Annotated in this window: 1 protein-coding gene; it reads left to right on the top strand. The window is 59.0% G+C overall.

Annotated features, from left to right (window positions below):
• The first annotated feature begins 106 nt into the window (after positions 1-106).
• Positions 107-24,217 (top strand): calcium-binding protein, encoded by a 24,111-nt coding sequence (locus tag ACSQ3Q_RS20660; RefSeq protein WP_436136199.1) that lies wholly within the window; start codon positions 107-109, stop codon positions 24,215-24,217.
• Positions 24,218-24,235 lie beyond the last annotated feature (18 nt).

The raw sequence follows: 24,235 nt of genomic DNA, 5'->3' as shown, positions 1-24,235 counted from the left end.
GCCGCTTCTTTTGGACTTATTGCTGAAGGGGTAGGGCCGAAGCGAAGCGCAACCGCTCTCGCGACTGGTCTGTCCCCATCTTGAATCAAGAAACAAAGGAACTGTCATGGTGGGCATCGTTGCGGGCAATAGCTTGGGTTTGTCGTCAACTTCCTTGGGTTCACTCAATGGCGGAGTTCAGGACCCCTCTGCTGCTGTGGGGCGCGGCAAGGACTATGCATATGTCAATGCCGTCACAGGTAATTTGGTAATCCAGCGCAACGATGACCTAAGCGTTGCTCTGGGAAATGACACCGCCGTCTTGAGAACTTATAACAGTCAAGGTTTGCTCGATGACGAGAATGCAGACAACTGGCGTATAGGGTTTTATCGGTCCGTGAAACTGTTGGCGGGGGTTGCCAACACCGCCGGAAGTTCGGTGGTTCGTGTCGACGCTGACGGCTCAGAAGCCTTATATCGCTATGACACAGCCCGCGGGGTTTATGTCACCAAAGATGGGGCAGGGGCAGATGACTATCTTGAACTCAATACCGGCGCCAACCTTTGGACGTGGAGGGATGGAGCCTCATCCACTGCAGAAACCTACAGCTGGGACGGCGTGGCAGGCAGGCTTGAATCTGAGAATGATGGGGAAAATAATTACTCTACGTATTCATACACTGGTAATCTGCTAACGAGTATTGCTAATGCCAGTGGCGATACAACCATTCTAGAATACTCTGGAAGTAATCTTGTTCGCGTCAAGAGCATTTATGCGAATGGGCAGGAATCCGTACTGGTTCGATATCAGTATGATCTAGCTGACAGGCTATCTCAGGTCATCGTGGACCTGACGCCAGAGGACGCCTCAATCGCAGATGGCGCAACTTACACCACCTCGTACACATACGACGGGGACAGTCAGCGTATTTCAAGCGTTATCCAGAAGGATGGCTCAGCGCTTTATATATCGTATGAATTAATAGCAGGTAAACAGCGCGTTGTTCAGGCAACCCAAATTGTCAATGGGAGCCCCCGAACGACAAGCTATTCGTACGCCACAACCACGGCGGACTCGGTCGCTCTTCCAAGCTATTCAGTAAGCGCTATTCCTTCAGCGCTTACGGTCATGGAGTTGTCAGGGCCCACGATCCTACTTTCGCCGGCGGATACTTGGGAATGGGCTGTTCAGACAATTTACGGAATTGACGATCCATTACACATCGCTGCGGCAATTGCCGCACTCAAGGTTGCTCTGGGCATTCAAGAGATGCCGTCCTCACCAGAGCAGTTCCTCATCCCTGAGACACTGAATTATTCAGTGGATGTACCGGTGAATTCCGCTGCATTAGAAGATGTACTCCCGGAACCAACGCTGTGGGATCTCAATTCTGGAGCGCTGCAGAATTCGATTCTCGAAGACAGGACGGGGTATTTAACCCCTGGCGCCATCACGGGCCCTGGTTGGGCAGCCGCGTCGCCTCTGGAATCGTTGACTCAAGCGGCGAGTGCCCCGCAGTTTAAATATGATGAACTAGGGAATGCACATGCGGCGTGGGTGCAGAATAACAATATCTACTACCAGAAATATAGCAGTCAAACTGGTACTTGGGCCAGTCCGGTCGTCATGGATGGCAGCTTATCAGGTGCGCCCAGCAAGCTCACCCTAGATGCAAGCGCAAATGGGAATGTCATTCTCGCATGGGTTCAAGGCTCGAACATCTACGCCCGTAGGAATATTGCCGGCTCTTGGGATACGCCGAACAACGCAATACCGTTGCTAGAAAATGCGACTGGCGCCGCTACCAATCCAGTGGCGGCAATCACAAACGACGGACTATCGGTCGTCGTGTTCTCGCAAACAGACGGGACTCAATATAATCTGTACGCCACGCTAAATCAAGGTGCCGGCTGGCAGAGCAGTCCGGTCGCCATTGATGATGTGGGTACTGTTAATAACAATGATATTGGAACTGCATTAGTTCCCAGTATCGCTATCGATAGCTTGGCAAATGTATCAGTAGCTTGGCGGCAAAAGTTTGGCACCCAGACGGCCAACAGCCTGTTCTACACGCAATATAACTCCACAACCGGGACATGGGGTAGTTCGACCTCTACGATTTTCGAGAACTCTACGACGGCCGTTAGCCAGAGCCAAATCGTTTTCGACTTGGAGGGCAACGGGTTGGCCATGTGGCTCCAAGGGAGTTCCCTCCTGTCAAAGACCTTGACATCGGCGACAGGACTTTGGAGTAGTGCGATCACGCTGAGTACCACTGCAACGGGTGTGCCGTCGCTGAGTATGAGCCGAAATGGCAATGCCATTGCCGCTTGGACGGAATCAGGGAATGTCTTCGCGCGAGTGTATTCATCCAAGACATGGAGCCCCGAAGGAAAGGTACTACTAGAGTCTGAGAGCGGGGTAGCTCGAAATCCCGCCGCAGCCATAAATAATGCAGGGCAAGCAGTCGTGGGCTTTGTCCAATCGGACGGTTCGACAAACAATGTCTTGGCGGCGCGGTTTAATGGAGGGGCTTGGCTGGGGGCGGTCCTCATTGAGGATATTTATAACTCCCTTGGGACCGCTGCCTCAGACACTCCGGCCATCGGCATCGATGACAATGGGAATATCCAGGCGATTTGGCTCCAGAAAAATTCGAGCGATACTGTCAATAGTATTATCGGCACCCGCTTCGATTCATCTAGTACTCCCTATTACATAGTTCCTGCGGGCGCTACTTGGGAAAGTCTGGCCAATGTCCTGTATGGCACGCCTAGCGCAGCTGACGCGTTGAAGACGTTCCTTAACGATATTCCGCTCACTGTAGGAACGCGAATCACGGGAATACCGGACGTTCTTGCGTATACGGAACAAGTCGCGGTTTCTCCTCACTATGTGGTTTCACCAGGCGCGACGTGGGCCGAGATAGCCCTGGCGCTTTACGGTAGCGAGTCCGCTGCAGATCAGTTGCGCCAGGCCATGGGTGACGTAGATATCTCCGAAGGCACAGTGCTTTATGGAATGCCATCTGTCATCACGTTGCAGCCGCCCTCTGTCAAGGGAATTCTGGTGGCTGAAGGCGCGACATGGGCAAGTATCGCTACCTCCCTGTATGGCAATGCTGATTACGCGGATGCCCTGGCCGCAGCCATGGGTAACCCCGGGCTCACTGTCGGCAGTTCCTTAGTTGGCTTGCCCACCAACCTCAGTGTGAACATACACAAAGCGTTCAGCAATTCGATTGAGCACGTAGTCGCCGCCGGCCAAGGCTGGGCGGAGATCCTCTTGTCTGTTTATGGAAGCGATGACCCCCTTGCTGCTTCGCAGCTCCAGAATTTCCTCAACGACATTCCTCTGGTTGAGGGTGCGGTTATCAATCTGCCTCTGAGCGTGATCGTGTACGAGGGGCCAGAAAAATATCACACTCTGAATGCCCGCAACGCCGTATCTGGGTCCACCTACAAGACTCCCTACTACCGTTTGAAGGGGGGTGAGTCGTGGGAGCAATTAGCGGTCCGCCTATATGGATCTGCTGACATTGCAATCATCAATGCATTAAAAATTGCAAATCCAGGAATTGATATCTCGCTAGAGGGACCGCTCAACGTTCCCTTGACTACGGATGTAGAAATTAACCTAGCTCGGTTCGAGGCCACCACCGAGATAGCTGTTACAGATCCAGCAGGGGGAATTACCACCTATCGATACGATGTTTTTGGACGCATCAAAGAGATCGTTCGACCGCATGAGCAAAATTCGAACAATGTTGAGCAGTTTTATTATGATACTTCCGGGAATTTAGTTCGCCATATAGAGTCTTCTGGCAAAATTATTTCCATGGCCTACGATGGCCGTGGGAATTTGATTCGCGCATCGACTGATTTAGGCCCTGTGGTCGAGAGTACTTACAACGATCAGAATAAATTGCTGGCGGAGGTGACTAGCTCCGGCGGTTTGAAAAAGGGAAAGCAATTTGTTTACGATCCATCCATTCAGAGTCGCCTGAGATTTTCTATCTCTGAGGTGGGGGACGTCGTGGAGTACAGATATGACGCTTTCGGAAGGAATACGGAGACTATTAGCTACCAGACGCGGCGGGCGCCCAGCTTCAATGCGGATGGTATGGTTCTTATTGATGCTTTGGATATGGAGGCCTGGGCGGCAGGGCAGGCTTCGGCAAGTTTGTCGAAAATTGAAATCGCATACGATTTCAGGGGGCAAATATCTTCTGTAACGAAATATTCAAGTATTAACCCGGATGGAAGTGGCGTTGTCGATGGGACTGAGTCAGTCCAGCATTACATCTACGATGCAAGAGGCCAGCTTTTGCAAGCCGTCGATTCGGCAGGTCGAAATTCCGCTTTTACCTACGATGGATTAGGGCGGATTTTATCTGCGCAAAATGCTCTTGGTCAGCTTGACTTGACGAGTTATGATGATGCTAACGCCACAACCGTTGTCTCAAACAAAAATGGCTTGGTCAATATATCTGCCTATGATTCGCACGGAAGGCTCATCAGCACCAGGAGTGAGCTACCGTCGGGAGCGGAGTTGGGAGTTAGCAGGTCGTACTACGACTCGAACGGCAATATGGTCATGCGGACCGGTGCATCGGGCGAAAAATACTGGAGCCTATACAACACGGGCGGATTGAAAATCGGATCTGTAGACCCGGATGGTACTCTTACCGAGTATTCGTATGATGAGTTTGATCGATTGATCAAAACAAGGGTGTATGCAGAAAATGTCGACGTCGAGAAGTTAATCGACGGCCTGGGGCAGCCATTGAATCCAATGCTTGATTCAATTCGGCCGACAAGCAATCAAAGCGATTTCACCAAGTGGCAAGTCTACGATCGAGGGGGGCGTCTTCGTTTCGAAATTGATTGCCTGGGTGGGGTCACTGAAACAATTTACGATGAATTCTATAGAGCCGTAGGGTCGGAACGATATGGGCGTACCGTTGACCCCTCTTTAGTGTCAGCCGCTACTACTGTGAATGATGTTCGGCAAATGCTCTGGCTTTTGCCAATTGACGATGAGGTGCCGTTTACATATGCACCTGAAAGCTTGGGGCATATTCCTGATCAGGTGGCCGTTAGCGGTTTGGATTTTGGCTACACCATTCCCGACAGTGTGTTCAATGGGGAAGCAAGCGTTGATGCCATCAGTTACTCTGCAACTTTGCTAGATGGAAGTCCGCTCCCTGCTTGGCTGAAATTTAATTCAAGCACGAAGACTTTCTACGGTCGACCTTCCGTGGAACAACTCACTGACCTGGAAATCCAGGTCAGCATGGTTTTCGGCAGTACCAACATGTCTGCGAGCCAAACGCTGCGGCTGGTGGTGGTTCCGAATGCCGAAATCGCCCCTGCAGCTCCCGCCGCTGTGGAAGAGGTCCTCGATATAGGTGTCGGAAGTGCTGATGTTGAAATTAATTCGACTTTCAGGAGTTTGCCGCTGGTCATCCGTATGGCGGAAGGAATTGATCCGGCAGATATTAGGATCTCTCGAAAGCCGGGAGAATACCTCGTTAAAATAGAGTCTGCGAAGTTTTCGGCATCAATTACCGACCCTAACTTTTTGTACGCCCCAAATGGGAGCTTAGGCGACTATTATCCAAATGGGCTGAAAAGAATTGAGTTTTCCAACGGTGTCGTATGGGACCGGGCGCAGATAGGGGTTTTAGCCAACCTGTCCACCGGCGGTAACGACGTCATCGATGGATTCGGTTCGGCTGACCGCCTTTGGGGGGGAGCTGGCGAGGACACTATCCGTGGCGGGGCTGGCAACGACATCCTTGATGGAGGGGTTGGCAACGACCGGCTGGAAGGGGGCGAGGGCTCGGATGTGTATCTGTTCCGCAAAGGCTCGGGGCAGGACGTTATTGCCAACGATGCGTACGGGGACAACATTGCCAGCAAGACCGACGTTGTTCGGCTGCTGGGCCTATCGCCAACGGACGTCACCTTCACCCGCACAGTCTCCACCAGAGGATGGTGGTTGGACAGCCAGGGCGGCTCCGACGATCTGCTGATCCAGGTCAAAGGCACCAACGACACCCTGCGGGTGCTGAACTTCTTTTCAGAAGAGGGGCTTCAGTCAACCTACGGCACGGCCGTCGATCGCTTCGAATTTGGCAATGGCGTGCAGTGGACGATCGAGGACGTCAAGCTCGCGGTCCGTGCACAAACCCCGAACGACGACCGGCTCGTCGGCTACGTGGGGGCCGACACCATCGAAGGTCTGCAAGGCGATGACACCATCTATGGACGCGGAGGCAACGACACGCTGGACGGTGGACTGGGCAACGACCAGGTAGAGGGCGGTGCGGGCGACGACACCATCCTGGGTGGTGCGGGGAACGATAACGTTCTTGGAGATGCTGGCAACGACACGCTCAGCGGCGGGACGGGCAACGACAACGTCACCGGTGGCGAGGGCAACGACCAGCTGGCAGGCGACACCGGCGACGACACGCTCGCGGGCGGGGTTGGTAGCGACATCCTTGATGGAGGGGTTGGCAACGACCGGCTGGAAGGGGGCGAGGGCTCGGATGTGTATCTGTTCCGCAAAGGCTCGGGGCAGGACGTTATTGCCAACGATGCGTACGGGGACAACATTGCCAGCAAGACCGACGTTGTTCGGCTGCTGGGCCTATCGCCAACGGACGTCACCTTCACCCGCACAGTCTCCACCAGAGGATGGTGGTTGGACAGCCAGGGCGGCTCCGACGATCTGCTGATCCAGGTCAAAGGCACCAACGACACCCTGCGGGTGCTGAACTTCTTTTCAGAAGAGGGGCTTCAGTCAACCTACGGCACGGCCGTCGATCGCTTCGAATTTGGCAATGGCGTGCAGTGGACGATCGAGGACGTCAAGCTCGCGGTCCGTGCACAAACCCCGAACGACGACCGGCTCGTCGGCTACGTGGGGGCCGACACCATCGAAGGTCTGCAAGGCGATGACACCATCTATGGACGCGGAGGCAACGACACGCTGGACGGTGGACTGGGCAACGACCAGGTAGAGGGCGGTGCGGGCGACGACACCATCCTGGGTGGTGCGGGGAACGATAACGTTCTTGGAGATGCTGGCAACGACACGCTCAGCGGCGGGACGGGCAACGACAACGTCACCGGTGGCGAGGGCAACGACCAGCTGGCAGGCGACACCGGCGACGACACGCTCGCGGGCGGGGTTGGTAGCGACATCCTTGATGGAGGGGTTGGCAACGACCGGCTGGAAGGGGGCGAGGGCTCGGATGTGTATCTGTTCCGCAAAGGCTCGGGGCAGGACGTTATTGCCAACGATGCGTACGGGGACAACATTGCCAGCAAGACCGACGTTGTTCGGCTGCTGGGCCTATCGCCAACGGACGTCACCTTCACCCGCACAGTCTCCACCAGAGGATGGTGGTTGGACAGCCAGGGCGGCTCCGACGATCTGCTGATCCAGGTCAAAGGCACCAACGACACCCTGCGGGTGCTGAACTTCTTTTCAGAAGAGGGGCTTCAGTCAACCTACGGCACGGCCGTCGATCGCTTCGAATTTGGCAATGGCGTGCAGTGGACGATCGAGGACGTCAAGCTCGCGGTCCGTGCACAAACCCCGAACGACGACCGGCTCGTCGGCTACGTGGGGGCCGACACCATCGAAGGTCTGCAAGGCGATGACACCATCTATGGACGCGGAGGCAACGACACGCTGGACGGTGGACTGGGCAACGACCAGGTAGAGGGCGGTGCGGGCGACGACACCATCCTGGGTGGTGCGGGGAACGATAACGTTCTTGGAGATGCTGGCAACGACACGCTCAGCGGCGGGACGGGCAACGACAACGTCACCGGTGGCGAGGGCAACGACCAGCTGGCAGGCGACACCGGCGACGACACGCTCGCGGGCGGGGTTGGTAGCGACATCCTTGATGGAGGGGTTGGCAACGACCGGCTGGAAGGGGGCGAGGGCTCGGATGTGTATCTGTTCCGCAAAGGCTCGGGGCAGGACGTCATCGCCAACGAGGCTTATGGGGACAACATTGCCAGCAACACAGACGTCATTCGGTTGCTAGGCCTCTCGCCAGCAGACGTCGTCTTCACAAGGGTGCCGTCCGTCCGAGCTTGGTCGCATACGAATCCCGAGCGCACCGACGACCTCCTTATACAGGTCAAGGGGACCAATGACACCTTGCGGGTACTCAACTTCTTCTATGAAGACGAAGGGACTTCCTACTACGGCACCACGGTTGACAGGTTCGAGTTTGGCGATGGTGTGAACTGGAGCTATTCCCAGGCTATTGACGCTGCCAACCTAAACCTGCCTCTGCCTGCAGAGCCTGCCGGTCAGTCGATTCAAGGCGACGAATCGAATAACGTTCTTGTTGGCACGGTCGGAGACGACTCCCTATACGGAGCGGGCGGCTCAGACACCTATGTGTTTGGCCGGGGGCAGGGCAACGACTACATCAACAACTTCACTCATGAAGACTACTACTCTGACACGCCAATCACCAATGTTGACACGGTAGAACTCACGGGCCTCTTGCTCAACGATGTGATCTTCCGGCGTGAGGGCAGTGATTTGATGGTGTTCATCAAAGACAGTCCTGATTCGCTGCGTATCCAGTACTACTTTTACGAGGATGCAACAGGACGAGGTCACTACCAAATCGATCAGTTCCGCTTTGCCGATGGCTCGGCTGTCAACGCGGCTCAGATCAAATCCACGGTGCAGATCGCCAGTGTCAACGATGACGCTATCTGGGGATATGAGAGTGGAGATGTGCTCTCGGGTTCCGAGGGGGCGGACTCGCTTTCTGGCCTGGGCGGCAGCGACTCGCTCAGCGGCGGAGCGGGAAATGATGCCATTTCAGGCGGATCCGGTAACGATGCCGTCGCTGGCGACGAAGGTAACGACTCTCTCGACGGCGATGCAGGCGATGACGTCCTACTGGGCGGAACCGGAAACGACGCGGTCAGGGGTGGTGCCGGCAATGACCGCATTGACGGCGGTGCAGGCGACGACATGCTGTACGGTGACGACGGCGCAGACACCTACGTGTTCGGCCGTGGATACGGCACTGACGCCATTCAAAACTGGGCCTCGGGGGACTACTACTCCGGACAAACCATGCCCGTCGATACCGTGGAGCTTTCTGGTCTGTTGCCTGGCGACGTGATCTTCAAGCGCGACGGTCAGGACCTTGTGGTGGTGATCAAGGACAGCCTCGACTCATTGCGGATTCAGCAATATTTTGAAGATGACGCACAAAGCGTCTATCACTACCGCATTGATCTGTTCAGATTCAGCGATGGATCCACTGTCGATGCGAACTATGTGAAATCGGTAGTTCAAGCAACCAGTGCCGACGATGATCGGGTGTGGGGCTATGCGGGTAGCGAGAGTCTCGCTACCGGCGAAGGCGCGGACTGGATATCCGGGCAGGGCGGGGACGACACACTGTCAGGCAACGCCGGAAACGACACCGTCCTGGGCGGTTCGGGCAACGATATCGTCCAAGGCGATGAAGGCGACGACAACCTCGACGGCAGCGAAGGCAATGACATCGTTCTCGGTGGCGCTGGCGAGGACACGGTGAAGGGAGGGGCGGGCAGCGACCGCATTGATGGCGGCGTAGGCAATGATTTGCTGATGGGCGACGATGGAGCCGATACGTATGTGTTTAGCCGCGGCTCCGGCAATGACACTATCTACAACTGGGCCTCGGGGGACTACTACTCCGGGCAAGCCATGCCCGCCGATACCGTGGAGCTTTCCGGTCTGGTGCCTAGCGACGTGATCTTCAGGCGCGAAGGTCAGGACCTCTTGGTATTGATCAAAGATAGCCTCGACTCGTTGCGGATTCAGTCCTACTTCGAAGGGGACGCGCAAAGTGCGTTCCACTACCAGGTCGATGCTTTTCGTTTTGCCGATGGCTCGACCGTCGACGTCGAATTCGTAAAGCTGGCAGTGCAAACTCCGTCCAGCGGCGACGATCTGATCATTGGCTATTTGACGCCGGACGTACTGACGGGATTGGATGGCAACGACAAGCTGATTGGATCCGGCGACAGTGATTTGCTGGATGGCGGACTTGGCGACGACGTCCTGGATGGCGGTAGTGGCGCGAGCACATTCCTTTTTGGGATAGGCGATGGCCGTGATCGCATCCTTGCACGTCCGGCCCACGGTGAAAACACCGCTTACGCGCGCGGGGTCCTGGCCTTCAAGCCGGGCGTACTCCCACGGGATGTAGTGGCCCGGAGAGTGGGAGACTCGCTGGAGGTCAGCATCGTCGGCAGTGGCGACAAAGTCACCATCGAAGGCTTCTTCGCCGACGGAAGGCCCTCTAACGACCTGAACCCGGTTCAGCTGGCAACGTTTGCCGATGGCACCCGTTGGGATCTCGTGACAATGTTCGAGCCGCGTGTCGAGCGCACTCTCCTTGACGCATCTGGAAGGGCTGTGGGCCACCTGGACGCCGCCGGCTATCTCACCCGCAATGAATTCGACGGCCTCGGGCGTCTGGTTAAAGCCACCGTGTATGCCACGCGGTCGCCAGGAAACCCGGACGTATGGGGCGGGGCGACACTTGCGCAACTGACTCCTCAAGCCGCTGACGCGGACCAGGTTACCCTGCATTTCTACAACGCTAGGGGCCAAAAGCTCGCTCAGGTTGATGCGCAAGGGTTTCTGACCGAGTACGTGTATGACTTGGCCGGCAATCTGAAGCAGAGCGTTCAATACTCCACGGTGCTCGGCTCCCAAGCCGTCGCCGCCGCCTCCCTGCAGGCGCTTGCGGCGGCCTCTTCGGCCCCTGACATCGCGTCCCTGCGCCCAGCTTCGTCGCCCCAGGATCAGTGTCGTACCTATGCCTACGACGAACTCAACCGCCTGATCAGCAAGACTGAGATCGACGGTACCGTCACCGAATACAGCTACAACTTGGCCGGCCAACTGACGCAGACCACCACTGCGCCCGGAGTGGGCGAGTCGCGAACCCTGACGGCACGTTACGACCTGCAGGGGCGGCTGATCGCAGAGTTGAGTGCCAACGGCGCGGCATTGCTCAACGGCAATCAGACTGCTGCGCAGATAGATGCTATCTGGGCGCAGCATGGCATCTCCCACTCCTACGATGCGAGTGGCCGGCGGACCAGCTCGACCGATTCCCTCGGCACTACAGCCTTCTTCTACGACGCAGACAGTCGGATCACCCACACCGTCAATGCGATGGGAGAAGTGACCGAGCGCACATACGATGTTTTTGGCCGGGTGACTGCAAAGACCGTCTATGCCCAGAGGGTCGATGTGGCTGCTGGCGCCTGGAGCGGAGGCGTGCTGAATGCTTCTTCCCCAGGCAATGCGATGTCCGCATTGGCTGCAGCAAAGGCAGCGGGAGACCAGAACAACTCGGTCACGCGTTATGAATACGACGTGACAGGGAGGTTGCTCAAGACCGTTGACCCTGAAGGCGCGGTTGTAAGCCATGTGTACAACAGCCTCGGTGAAGAGATAGAGCGCATTTCCACCGTGGCAACTGGACAGACTTTGCGCGAGCAAATGGTCTATGACCAGCGGAGCCAGCGACTGATTTCACTGGTGGATCCGGACGGCGCCAACATTCGCGTACAGAACACCTACGACGCGTTTGGTCGGGTGATTCGGACGGTGGACGGCAACGGCAACGAGCGCAGCCGGGAGTACGACCGCCTGGGGCGCGTTATCGCCGAGACAGAGCCCGCGGGCATGGGTGCCAATGGCACGGTTGCCTCCAGCAGCAGCTACGACGCATTTGGGCGTGTGTTGAGCCAGACGGACGCCCTGGGCCACACGACCCAGTACAGCTACAACGACGCTGCACGCAGCGTCACGGTGACCACGCCAGAAGGCATTACGGTCACGACAGCGCGCAACGCGTTCGGGCAAACCAGCAGCGTCACCGACGGCCGGGGCAACACAGCCAACTACCAATACGACCTCAACGGCAACCTGGTGCAAACCAGCACGGCGCTGGGCCAAAGCAGCAACACCTACGACACAGCCAACAGACTGATAGAAGCCCGGGATGCCAACGGCAACCTGGTGAGCTACAGCTACGACGCGGCCAATCGCCTGCTGAGCCGCACCGTGGATCCGCAAGGCCTGGCCTTGACCACACAGTATGTCTACGACGCCAAGGGCCAGCAGATCAGCGCGATCGACCCCAACGGCAATCGCACGGACATCGAATACGACCGCAAGGGCCAGGTGCTCAGCCGCACGGTGGACCCCGAGGGATTAGCGCTTCGCACAAGCTACGCCCACAACGGACGCGGCAACGTGGTGAACGTGACCCAGCCCGACGGCAGCGTCACGCAGTACATCTACGACGCACTGGGCCGGCGTGAAAAAGAGATCGTGGACCCCAGCGGCCTGGCGCTGACCAAGATATACCGATACGACGACAACGGCAACGTCACCAGCAGCGTGGACGCCAACGGCCACACCACACGCTACGTGTACGACGCCCAAGACCAGCTCGTCTACACCATCGACCCGATGGGGCAGGTGCAAAGCCAGACCTACGATGCGGCAGGCCGCGTGGTGCAGGTTCGCCAACACACAGGGACCGTCGCGGCTGCGCAACTGGCAGCCGGGACACTGACGGTGGCGCAAGTCAGTGCGCAACTGGGCACGAGCGCGCAAGACCGGGTGGAGTACCGCCAGTACGACCAGGACAACCGGCTGCTTAGCACGGTCAACAGCTTGGGGGAGGTCACCAGCTACAGCTACGACAACAACGGGAACGTGCTGGAGCAGCGTCGACATGCTCAGCGTATCGATGCCGCTCTCTGGGGCGCCGCCTGGACCCCGGACAGTGTTCCTTCAGTTGTCGCCGACGACACCCAGGACATCGTGATTGTCAGGGCCTATGACGCACTCAACCGCCTGAGCAGCGCCACGAATGGCCTCGGAGAGACGGTTACCTATACGTATGACGCTAACGGCAACCTGACTCAATCCATCAATGCCGACGGCCAGGCCGGTGGCACTACCTATACCTACGGAACCGACAACCGCTTGCTGATGAGCACTGGCCCGGACGGGCAGCGGCGCTGGTTCCTGTACGACGCTGGCGGGCGAAAAGCGGCAGAAATCAGTGCAGACGGGGCACTCACGGAATACCGCTACAACACGGCGAATCAGGTGACCAAAGTCACCACGTATGCGCAACCCGTCGACCTGGCGCTGCTCACCGATGCGACGGGAAACCCCACCACCGGATTCAATGCCAACGCACTCAATGCGCCGCAGGGCGGCGTCACTTTGGAAATGCTGCGCCCAGAGGCCAACAGTGCAGACAGCACCACATGGTCGGTCTATGACCGTGCCGGGGTGCTTGCCGCGCAAATTGATGGGATCGGCCATATCAAGCGTTTCGACCGAGATGGAGCGCACCGCCTCATCGGGAGCACAGACTACGCACAGGTGCTTGATGTCAATTCGTTGGGCGACGGCACGGGTTTGACCTTGTCCGCCGACGATTCTCAGCTGGTGATCCAGGGCGTCTCTGGACAGCAAGTCATCGCGCTCACTCAGCCCACAGGTATGGCGATCGACCGCGAGCAAATGCAGGTTCGCGACAAGTCAGGCCGACTGATTGCGACCGTCGATGCGCAAGGGTATCTGACGGAAAACGTGTATGACGCTTCAGGCCGCTTAGTCAGGTCCGTGGCGTATGCCACTCAGGCCGCCGGGTTTGCAAACCCAGCAACATTTGCTGCACAGCTGGCTACAGCCCAGCACCTGGGCGAGCTCGGCACGATTCGCCCTGCACCAACCGACCAGGACCTTGCCACCCATTTCTACTACGACCATCTCGGCCAGCGCGTAGGCGAGGTCGATCCTGAGGGGTACCTCACGGAGACGGTATACGACCTGCAGGGCCGGGTTTTGGAAGTAGTGCGCTATGCGACGAAGGTAGGAAGCACCGTATCCGTCGGTGCGACTCTGGCTGACCTGCGCCCAGTGGCCAGCAGCAAGGATCAAAAGAGCAGCTCCCAATGGAACGCGCTGGGCTTGATGACCCAACGTGTCAATGCTGAAGGAACGGGCACAAACTACCAATATGACTTGGCTGGACGTGCCGTCACCGTAGCTCAGGGGGATAGCCAGGTAGAGCAGCGCACGAGTGTTGTTCGGCGAGACGCCTACGGGCGGGTCGTGGCGGAACTTTCCGCTCAAGGGGCATCACTGCTGGCCAGCGGCGCGGACGTCGACACCGTGTGGACGCTGCACAGTACTAAATACACGTTGGACGCCAGTGGGCGGCGCATCGCAAGCACAGACCCCAGCGGCTTGAGAACGGTCTATTTCTACGACGCCGAGGGGCGGCTTCGCCACACCGTCAACGCCAATGGCGAAGTCGCGGAGCGCAGTTATGACACGTCGGGGCGCGTGGTGCAGACGACGGTCTACGCCCAAAGAGTGGATACGACGGACCTGGTGGGTGGGCTTCTAGGCGCAGCTCACAACGCGGCTGCGGTGGTGGCTTTGGCCACGGCGAAGGCCGCATCAAGCGCTAACTCCGTGACGCAGTACAAGTACGACGCCGCAGGACGCCTGACCCAGACGATAGATGCAGAGGGCGTGGTCGTGACCCACGTTTACAACGCATTTGGAGACGAGATCGAACGCATTTCGGATGTCGACGCAACCAGGGAATTGCACGAGTTGATGACGTACGACTCGCGTGGGCAACGCATCACGGCACAACTGGACCCCTCCGGCGCCAACATTCGCGTACAGAACACCTACGACGCGTTTGGTCGGGTGATTCGGACGGTGGACGGCAACGGCAACGAGCGCAGCCGGGAGTACGACCGCCTGGGGCGCGTTATCGCCGAGACAGAGCCCGCGGGCATGGGTGCCAATGGCACGGTTGCCTCCAGCAGCAGCTACGACGCATTTGGGCGTGTGTTGAGCCAGACGGACGCCCTGGGCCACACGACCCAGTACAGCTACAACGACGCTGCACGCAGCGTCACGGTGACCACGCCAGAAGGCATTACGGTCACGACAGCGCGCAACGCGTTCGGGCAAACCAGCAGCGTCACCGACGGCCGGGGCAACACAGCCAACTACCAATACGACCTCAACGGCAACCTGGTGCAAACCAGCACGGCGCTGGGCCAAAGCAGCAACACCTACGACACAGCCAACAGACTGATAGAAGCCCGGGATGCCAACGGCAACCTGGTGAGCTACAGCTACGACGCGGCCAATCGCCTGCTGAGCCGCACCGTGGATCCGCAAGGCCTGGCCTTGACCACACAGTATGTCTACGACGCCAAGGGCCAGCAGATCAGCGCGATCGACCCCAACGGCAATCGCACGGACATCGAATACGACCGCAAGGGCCAGGTGCTCAGCCGCACGGTGGACCCCGAGGGATTAGCGCTTCGCACAAGCTACGCCCACAACGGACGCGGCAACGTGGTGAACGTGACCCAGCCCGACGGCAGCGTCACGCAGTACATCTACGACGCACTGGGCCGGCGTGAAAAAGAGATCGTGGACCCCAGCGGCCTGGCGCTGACCAAGACATACCGATACGACGACAACGGCAACGTCACCAGCAGCGTGGACGCCAACGGCCACACCACACGCTACGTGTACGACGCCCAAGACCAGCTCGTCTACACCATCGACCCGATGGGGCAGGTGCAAAGCCAGACCTACGATGCGGCAGGCCGCGTGGTGCAGGTTCGCCAACACACAGGGACCGTCGCGGCTGCGCAACTGGCAGCCGGGACACTGACGGTGGCGCAAGTCAGTGCGCAACTGGGCACGAGCGCGCAAGACCGGGTGGAGTACCGCCAGTACGACCAGGACAACCGGCTGCTTAGCACGGTCAACAGCTTGGGGGAGGTCACCAGCTACAGCTACGACAACAACGGGAACGTGCTGGAGCAGCGTCGACATGCTCAGCGCATTGATGCCGCGCTCTGGACGCCCGGGACCGCTCCACCAGTGGCTGTCGATGCGCTGCACGACCAAGTGACGGTCAAGGTGTACGACTCCGCAAACCGCCTCGTATCCACTACCAACGCCTTGGCGGAAACGACCGGGTTTACCTATGACCAGGTCGGGAACCTGTTGTCCAAGACGATGGGAGGTTTCTCGGAAACCTACCGGTATGACGCGGCCAACCGCATGGTGCTTTCCATCGATGCGGTGGGGGCTGCCAGGCAGCTTGAATACGATGCGGCCGGGCGTGTCACCAAGGAAACGCGGTTCGCAAACCTCTCGGACCCGGCGGTCAACAATGGCCTCCCCCTAGAGTCCTCCGACCGGGATCAGGTGTCCCATTACATCTATGACGCCGCCGGCCGCCAGAGATTCGTGGTGAGTGGCACCGGCGCAGTCACGGAGTCGAAGTTCGACGCACGCGGGCAAATGGTGCAACAGACCCGCTATGTGCAGCGCGTGACTTTGCCAGGCGCCCTCAGTGAACAGGCGCTGGCTGCGGCTATCTCGGTGGATGCCGAAGACCGCAACGCGTATTTTGTTTACGACGCGGCAGGGCGGCAACGACTGGCCATCGACGGAAATGGTGCCGTATCGGAAACCGTCTACGACGCCAACGGAAACGCCATCCAGCGCATCCGGCGGGCCAATCAGGCAGATACCCCCGGCGCTGCCAGCACCGTCAGTCCGAGCGCACAAGACCGCATCCAGTTCTACACATACGATGCTGCCAACCGGCAGACCTCGCATGTCGATGAGCTCGGCGGCGTCGCCTTGTTTTCTTACGACGCCAAGGGCAATCTGGTGCGTCGGTATGAATACGCCACGCGGGTCGCGGCGCCCTTCAATATGTGGAACGCGGGGCTGCCCGCGGCGTCGGAGCACGACCGAGTCTTGGTGCAGGCCTACGACGCCGAGAACCGTGCAACCTTCAGCGTAGACGCCGCAGGCGCGGTGACTCGCCAGGAATACGACGCGTTTGGCCTGCTTCGGGTGCGAACCGCCTATGCGAATTCGCTGAGCCCGTCGCTCGTGGCCGGGCTTGATCCCGCCGCCGCGTCAGCGCAACTTGCGCAACTGGTGCCGCCCTCAGAAGATGACCGTACTACACTGGACAGCTATGACGCGGCCGGGCGCCTGCGCGCCAGTGTGGACGCGGCCGGGTACATCACGAGCCGCAGCTACGACGGAGTAGGGCGCCTCATACAGGTGACCCAGCATGTACTGCCGGTAACGCAGATTCCCAGCTCGATTACCGCGCAAGAGATATTTGCCACCTTGCCGCAGGAGGACAGTGCCGATCAGGTCGTCACGTACGGGGTAGACGCCTTGGGGCGCCTGTTGTCCATGCAACGAAACGGCGACCTCATGGAGGTCAATACCTATGACGGTTTAGGAAACCTGCTCTCGCGTGCTGATGCAAATGGCGCTGAAACAAGGTTTGAATACGATGCCGATGGAAACGTCGTAGCCCAGCGGGATCCTGCAGTGGCGGTGGGAAGTTTGACTGTGGATGCCCACGGCAACCTGCAACAGGGCCCGACAGTGACCGAAAGCGTGGTCACGCGCTTTGTGTATGACGGCGCTGGACAGCTCAGGCAGAAGGTAGAGGCTGATGGGCGCCCAGAGGGGCGGACCACCCGGTACGAATACGATGCCGCAGGGCACCTGACCCGGACTCTGCTGCCCCCGGTGGCCGCGATGGACGCCGCTGCCATGGCGCAATTGTTGGGCTCTGGCGCTTCGACTGCCACACGCAACGAACAGGTGCTTTCGCTGAGCACCCGCACGGTCTACAACGCGTTCGGCGAAGCCGTCGTGGTGGTAGACACCGCTGGCGTAGCAACGCACAGGGCATACGACCAGCGGGGCCAGTTGCGCTTCGAGGTGGACGCCCTGGGTTACGTCACGGAGAAAAATTACGACCGCTTCGGGAACGTTGTGGCTGTCACGCGCTATGCCGAGCCGCATGGTGTGGTGGAGGAGGGCCAGACCATTTCCGAGAGCACCCTGGCAAGCTCCACAGCTGCTCTGCAGTCGTCCAAAGACCGCACTGTCGAGACTGCGTACGACAAGCGCAACATGGCAGTCAGCGTCATGCAGTCGGCTGTGTGGGCCAGCGATGGCGCCGCTGGGTCGGGCCGTATGGAGCGGCCTGTCACGCAATATGTCTACGACATCTTTGGCCAACAAACACAGCAACGGCAACTGCTAAGTTTGGCAGACGACACCTGGGTCATTCAGCACTTTGACTATGACATCCGTGGCAACCAGGTGCGCGCCCTGGACGCCATGGGCTACGTTACGGGCCGCGAGTTCGATGCTTTTGGCAATGTCACATCGCAGATTGAATTTGCCCAACCCTGGGACGCAGAAGCGGGCACATTGCCCGAGGCCAGCGCGCAGGACCGTACAACCCGCTACACGTACGACGCCCACAACCGCAAGGTATCCGAGACGCGGGTGAACGTGCTGTTCAGCGCTGCGCCAGACGGAACACAAAGCACGGGCGACCTGACTACAACGTACGCGTACGACGCGGTGGGCAATCTGTTGTACGCCCTCGACCCGCTCAACCACTACACGCAGACGTCGTACGACGCGATGGGACGGGTGACGGCGACGTTCGGAGGCCAAGAAGCCTCGGTCGGCTTTGTGCGCGACGCAGTGGGGAATGTGATTGCCGTGAACCAGCAGGGCCGCGTAACCCTGTCGATGTACGACAGTCATGGTCGCGCCATACAGACGACGCGCATCAACGTGGACGATGAGGGGAATGACGCCTCCGTGAGCGAGTTCCGCTCGTACGACGTGCGCGGCCTGCTGGGCAAGGCATGGCAGAGCGTGGCTGTCGAAGGCTCAAGCAATCAGCTGTTGTTCACGGCCTTCCAATACGACGCGCTGGGCCGCAAGACCCATGTCATCACTCCGGCGAGCTCCAGTGCAATCTCCAGCGCCAACGCGGCCCTTGCGGTGCAGCAGGCAGCAGGGGTGGTGGTGGAAGACTCGGAGTACAACGCCTTCGGCGAGGTGGTGTCGCAGGGCACCAGCGGCTATGCCGAACGCGAACGGTATGCCTATGACAACGCCGGCCGTCTGGTCAGCAGCTATGCGTCGCGCGGTCAGGGCAGCGAGGCCGGTGGCATCTGGCAGTTTCAGCTCCATGACCTTCTGGGGCGCCAGACCACCAGTATTGAAAGCGATGGAAGCGTCAGCCTCAACGGCACCATGGATTCCGCCGCGATCGACGCGCTGGGACACAGTGGCGTGCGCCGTACGGACTTTGTGCTGGATGCGCTGGGGAGGACTACGGTGGCCCACCTTGCGCAGCGCCAGGATGCGGCCTCTGGGCAAAACAGCCGCCCGGCCATACACCAGACCTTCGACCGATGGGGCAACCTGCTCAGTCAAAGCGACGCCCGTTCAAGTGCCTGGGTCACGCACTATCAGTACAACGCCTTCAACCAGGTCGTCAGGCAAGAGCTTCCTGAGGTGGGGGCGCTGAATGCAGATGGCAGCGCGGCCAGCGTGACGCCCACAAAGCACTTCTATTACGACGCGGCTGGAAGGGAAATCGCGCAGCGCGACGCCAACGGCAACCTCACCGGCAAAACGCTGGATAGCTATGGCCGCGTGGTGCAGGAACAGCACGCCGACGGCGGTGTGGTCAGCTACGCATACAACGCATTCGGCCAGAGAACGAGCATGACCGATGCCATGGGCTACGCCACCCAGTATGGCTATGACCAACTCGGCCGGCAAACCTCCATCACCCAGACATCGGTAGAAACTCACGAGGCATCGGGCAACGACATCGTTGGCCTTGGCAGCGTGCAACTGGTAACCCGCATGGTCTACGACCAGGCCGGGCGCATGACCAGCAAGACGAACGCTGCGGGAGAGAAAGAAACCTACAGCTACGACGCGCGCGGCAATATCGTTGCAACCGCCCGCCCTATGGGGCAGGTCACACGTGCAGCCTTCGACAGCCAGGGGCGCCGCGTGGCTTATCAGAATGCCAACGGCGATACGGCAACCAGTAGCTTCGACCGCTTTGGCCGCCTGGACAGCCGCACCGACCTGGCAGGCGTTAGTACGCAGTTCGATCGAGACCATGCAGGCCAAGTGGTGTCGCAAACCAGTGGCCGGGGCCAGAATCTGGCCTACCAATACGATGCCGCGGGCAACCTGCTTCACATCACGGATTCGGCAACCAACAAGCAAAGCCACTACATCTATGACGCCGTGGGTGCTCGCGTCTTTGAGCAGACCGTGCAGAACGGCACCACCCTGCAGCAGCAGACCCTGGCCTACGACAGCCAAGGCCGCTTGGCCCTGATAGAAGCCCAAGACGGAGTGCGCGTAACCCGAGACTACGACGCACAAGGCAACGTGCTCAGGCAGCAAGTGCAAAGCGGTGTGCCGCTGCCCAGCACCACCGAAGGCCTGCAGCTGACCGAAGTGGGCAAAGCCTGGACCCAGGTGGGCACCAAGACCGTGCCCGTGATCGACCCGGCCACCGGCCAACCCAAGGTTGACCCTGCCACCGGCAAAGTCATCACCCGCGAAGAGCCCGTGTACGGCTGGAAGCCTTTCAAAGAACTGCGCAATCAGATCACCACAGACCAAGGCACGCGCAGCACGCAAACGCAATGGTTTGCCTACGACACCATGAACCGCCAGATCCTGGTGGACGGGGCAGTCAACGGCAACGCGCAAGACCAAGCCAACCTCACGGCCGACCAGGGCCACATCCTCACATACGACCTCAACGGCAACCGCACCAGCGACACCCACTTCGGCCGCCAGGTGGTGGTGGCAGAAAGAGAATACGCCCGTGATGAAAACGGCAACATCTTGCTGGACGCCGACGGCAACCCCCAATACGGCTACACCAGCGACCGAGAAAACGACGGCGCCGGCAACACCGGCGGCAGCCCCCTGGCCCTGCTGGGCAGCACCTACTTCAAGGCCCAGCTGGGCGCAGTCACGCAGACCTACACCTACGACACCGCCAACCGGCTTAAAACCGTCAGCCACCAGACCGTGGACGAACAAGGCCAGGCCAGTGGCACTGCGTACCTGCTGGACACCCGCCAGTACGACGCAGCGGGGCGACTGCTGCAAAGCGGCCCCGCAGGCGGGCTTGATGCCAACTACGTGAAAGCGCTCACGGGAGAAGAGCTCAGCGCCAGTGGCCTGGTCACCAAAAAGAGCACCTACGACGACAACGGTCGCCTGGTACAGCAAAAGGTCCTCAAGGCCGACGGCAGCCGCAGCTACGACGTGCACTACGACAGCGTGGACGGTGAAGGCAACGTCCTGCAGTACCACATCGTTGATGAAAACGACGTCACGCAGAGCTACACCAAGACCTACGACAAACGCGACAGCTACCTAGAGGCCAGCATCCACGGAGTGCGCTCGGACAACGAAGGACGGCCCAGCGACAGCACCAGCAGCTACGACGTCAACGGCCACCTCACCAAGGTGAGCGAAACCGACTGGCCCGAAGACGACCCCGAAGCCGAAAGCCCAGGCGCCAACCTGGAGCGCCAGTTTGAGAGCGACGCCAACGGCATCGTCCTGCGCAAAACCCAGGAAGGCAACATCCTCAAGCAACTGGTGGTCGCCGGCCAGGTCATGACCGCCTACGGCAAAGGCACCGACCCGGACAAACAGCTCGACGACAAAGGCAAACCCAACTACGTAGCGCAAGGCGAATTCGGGGCCACCTACGAAGCCATCGACAACCGCTACAACAGCGGCGTGAGCAGCTACACCGTGCAAAGGGGAGACACCCTGGCGGGCATCGCACGCATGGTGTGGGGAGACGCCAGCCTGTGGTGGAAGCTGGCCGACCTCAACGGCCTGGCAGCGCAAGGGCCAGACAGCAGCCTCAATGAAGGGCAAAGCCTGAGCATCGCGGGACAAGCATCCGGGGTGCACAACAACGCGCAGACCTACAAGCCCTACGACGCCACCGAAGTGGTGGGAGACACCACACCGAGCATGCCTGCGCCGCCAGCGGACGAAGGCGGAGGATGCGGGATCCTGGGCAAGATCATCATGATCGTCGTGGCTGTTGTAGTGACGATCTATACCGCAGGTGCAGCGGGGGCTTACTTTGGGGCTGCTGGAGCAGCAGGTGGCGGCGGCTTCGCTGGTGGGATGGCCGTGCTAGGGGGCACCGGCGCAGTGAGTGCCGCAAGCATTGGTGCAGCAGTCGTCGGCGGTGCGGTGGGCTCCATTGCCAGCCAAGCTGTCGGCATCGCCATTGGCGCGCAGAAAGGCTTTAGCTGGAAGAGCGTGGCCATGGCCGCTATCTCCGCGGGCGTCTCGGGCGGACTGGGTGGAGTCGACTTCAGCGCGGGCCAGTTCGGCAACGCCGTGATCCGCTCGGCACTAGGCAACACCATTACCCAAGGAGTGGCGGTAGCGACAGGGCTGCAAATGAGCTTCGACTGGAAGGGCGTGGCTGCAGCGGCTGTAGGAGCGGGTGTGGGAGCGGTGGTAGCGCCCCATCTTGGCAGAGCCTTCAGCTCGGTGTTTGAAAACGCTCCTGACGTTGCGGCCTTTGCGACCCGCTTGAGCACGGGCCTGGTGGCAGGAACTGCCACAGCGCTGATGAGAGGCGGCAGGGTGTCCATTGCGCAAGTGGCAGTGGATGCCTTTGGCAACGCTCTGGGGCAGGGTGTAGCCGAGAACATGAGCGGGACAGGCAACCCGAGCAGCTACGGCTATGAAAACGAGATGGACCGGCAGAGCGATGCGGCCTACAAAGCCAGACCGAGAGCCGAAATGCTGCGCACGCCGGGAGACTTTGCGCGTATGGACCGGGCCAGTGAGGAGGTGTGGGCGGCGCAAGGTGGGGATTGGGATCAGCAGGGGGCAGAGGCGAATCCGTTTGGCAATGCACTTGGTCAATCACTGGACCACAGCAATGGCCAAACCTCGGGCGCAGGCTCGGGCATGCAGGAAGACCGGCTCGGCACCTTCATCGGGCAGCAGGAAGCTGCGCAAGACCAACGCGATATGTGGGAGGCGCAATCCAGTTTCCGAATCTCCGAAATCGAAGCGCAGAGTCAAGCGCAGGCTCGGTCAGACGCGCTATACGGTTGGAGTAACGGTTCAGACAGCCTGGGCTTCAAAGCAGGAGTAGAAGACTGGAACCGTGCGTTAACGCAAACCCAGCAAATACAAGACCCTATAGCGTCCTGGAAAGAGACACATGTCCGCAATCTTGTGAACTCGGGTGACTACTCAACTGCAGCGGAACTGCAGGGGGCCGATATACGCTTGACTTCCGAGGGATTGCGAATTTACGGGGGTGAAGGTGGTGTTGGCGATGGAGACTTGGCATTTCAGTCTCCCGTCAATCCACAATTGCAACGCATCCTTCAAAATGCGGAGCTTGCTGCCGCACCTGCGGAATTACCTGCAGCCAATGGAATGTGGCGCGGCCTCAACCGTCTCTTGAAGGTCGGAGGGGTGGGGCTAAGCTTAGCGACCTTCATGCCCGATCCAGAAACTTCTGACTGGCAGGCGGGAGGCTCCTCTTTCTCGTACAACAGAGACGACTTTACGCTGCGCATTGCCGATGCCACTATTGGAGCAAAACTAACCGTACCCGGCATTTACAACCCGTCGCAATACAACGATGCTCAATATTTGGCGTATGTCACCTACAAGGCCAATGGCGGCCAGCTAGGCATAAATGACTACTTTAGTATTGGTGCTCCGGACGGCGTTGGGCAATCGCTCAGCAAAGCGCATGGCTTTGAGGTCACTGACGCCGTCACAGTTAGCGGCAAGCGAGCAATTGATTTGGGCAAGAGCTATGAATCTGGGATTCGCGCGCTTTACGGAAACGATGTGTCATTTGCGGAGCGCAGCTATCAAACGATCGTCAACGGCAAGCTAGTGAATGGAGTGGCCGATCATGTGATCGAATTGAATGGTCAGAGGACTGCAGTTGAAGCAAAGTTTGTGGAAGACTGGAATACTTCGCTGCGCAACCCTGAGGGCTCAAACGGAAGTTACCCATGGTCTGTACGCGAACAACAAAAAATGCTAAGTCAAGCAGCAAAGTACTCGGCATTCTTTGACGGAGGAGTTGTTTACCACACTAACAACGCAGAGTTTGCAACGCATTACACACACATGTTCACGAAACTTGGGGTTGAGAACTTTAGATTCGTAATTACTCCAGCAATTCGTAAGTAGAGGTTCACATGGTCAGTC

This window comes from Acidovorax sp. LjRoot129 (assembly GCF_964253765.1).
GTDB lineage: Bacteria > Pseudomonadota > Gammaproteobacteria > Burkholderiales > Burkholderiaceae_C > Acidovorax.
This window is presented reverse-complemented; position numbering and strand designations above follow the sequence as displayed.

Coding starts and splice junctions, on each gene's coding strand:
- ACSQ3Q_RS20660 (WP_436136199.1), top strand. CDS start 107: ATGGTGGGCATCGTTGCGGGCAATAGCTTGGGTTTGTCGTCAACTTCC.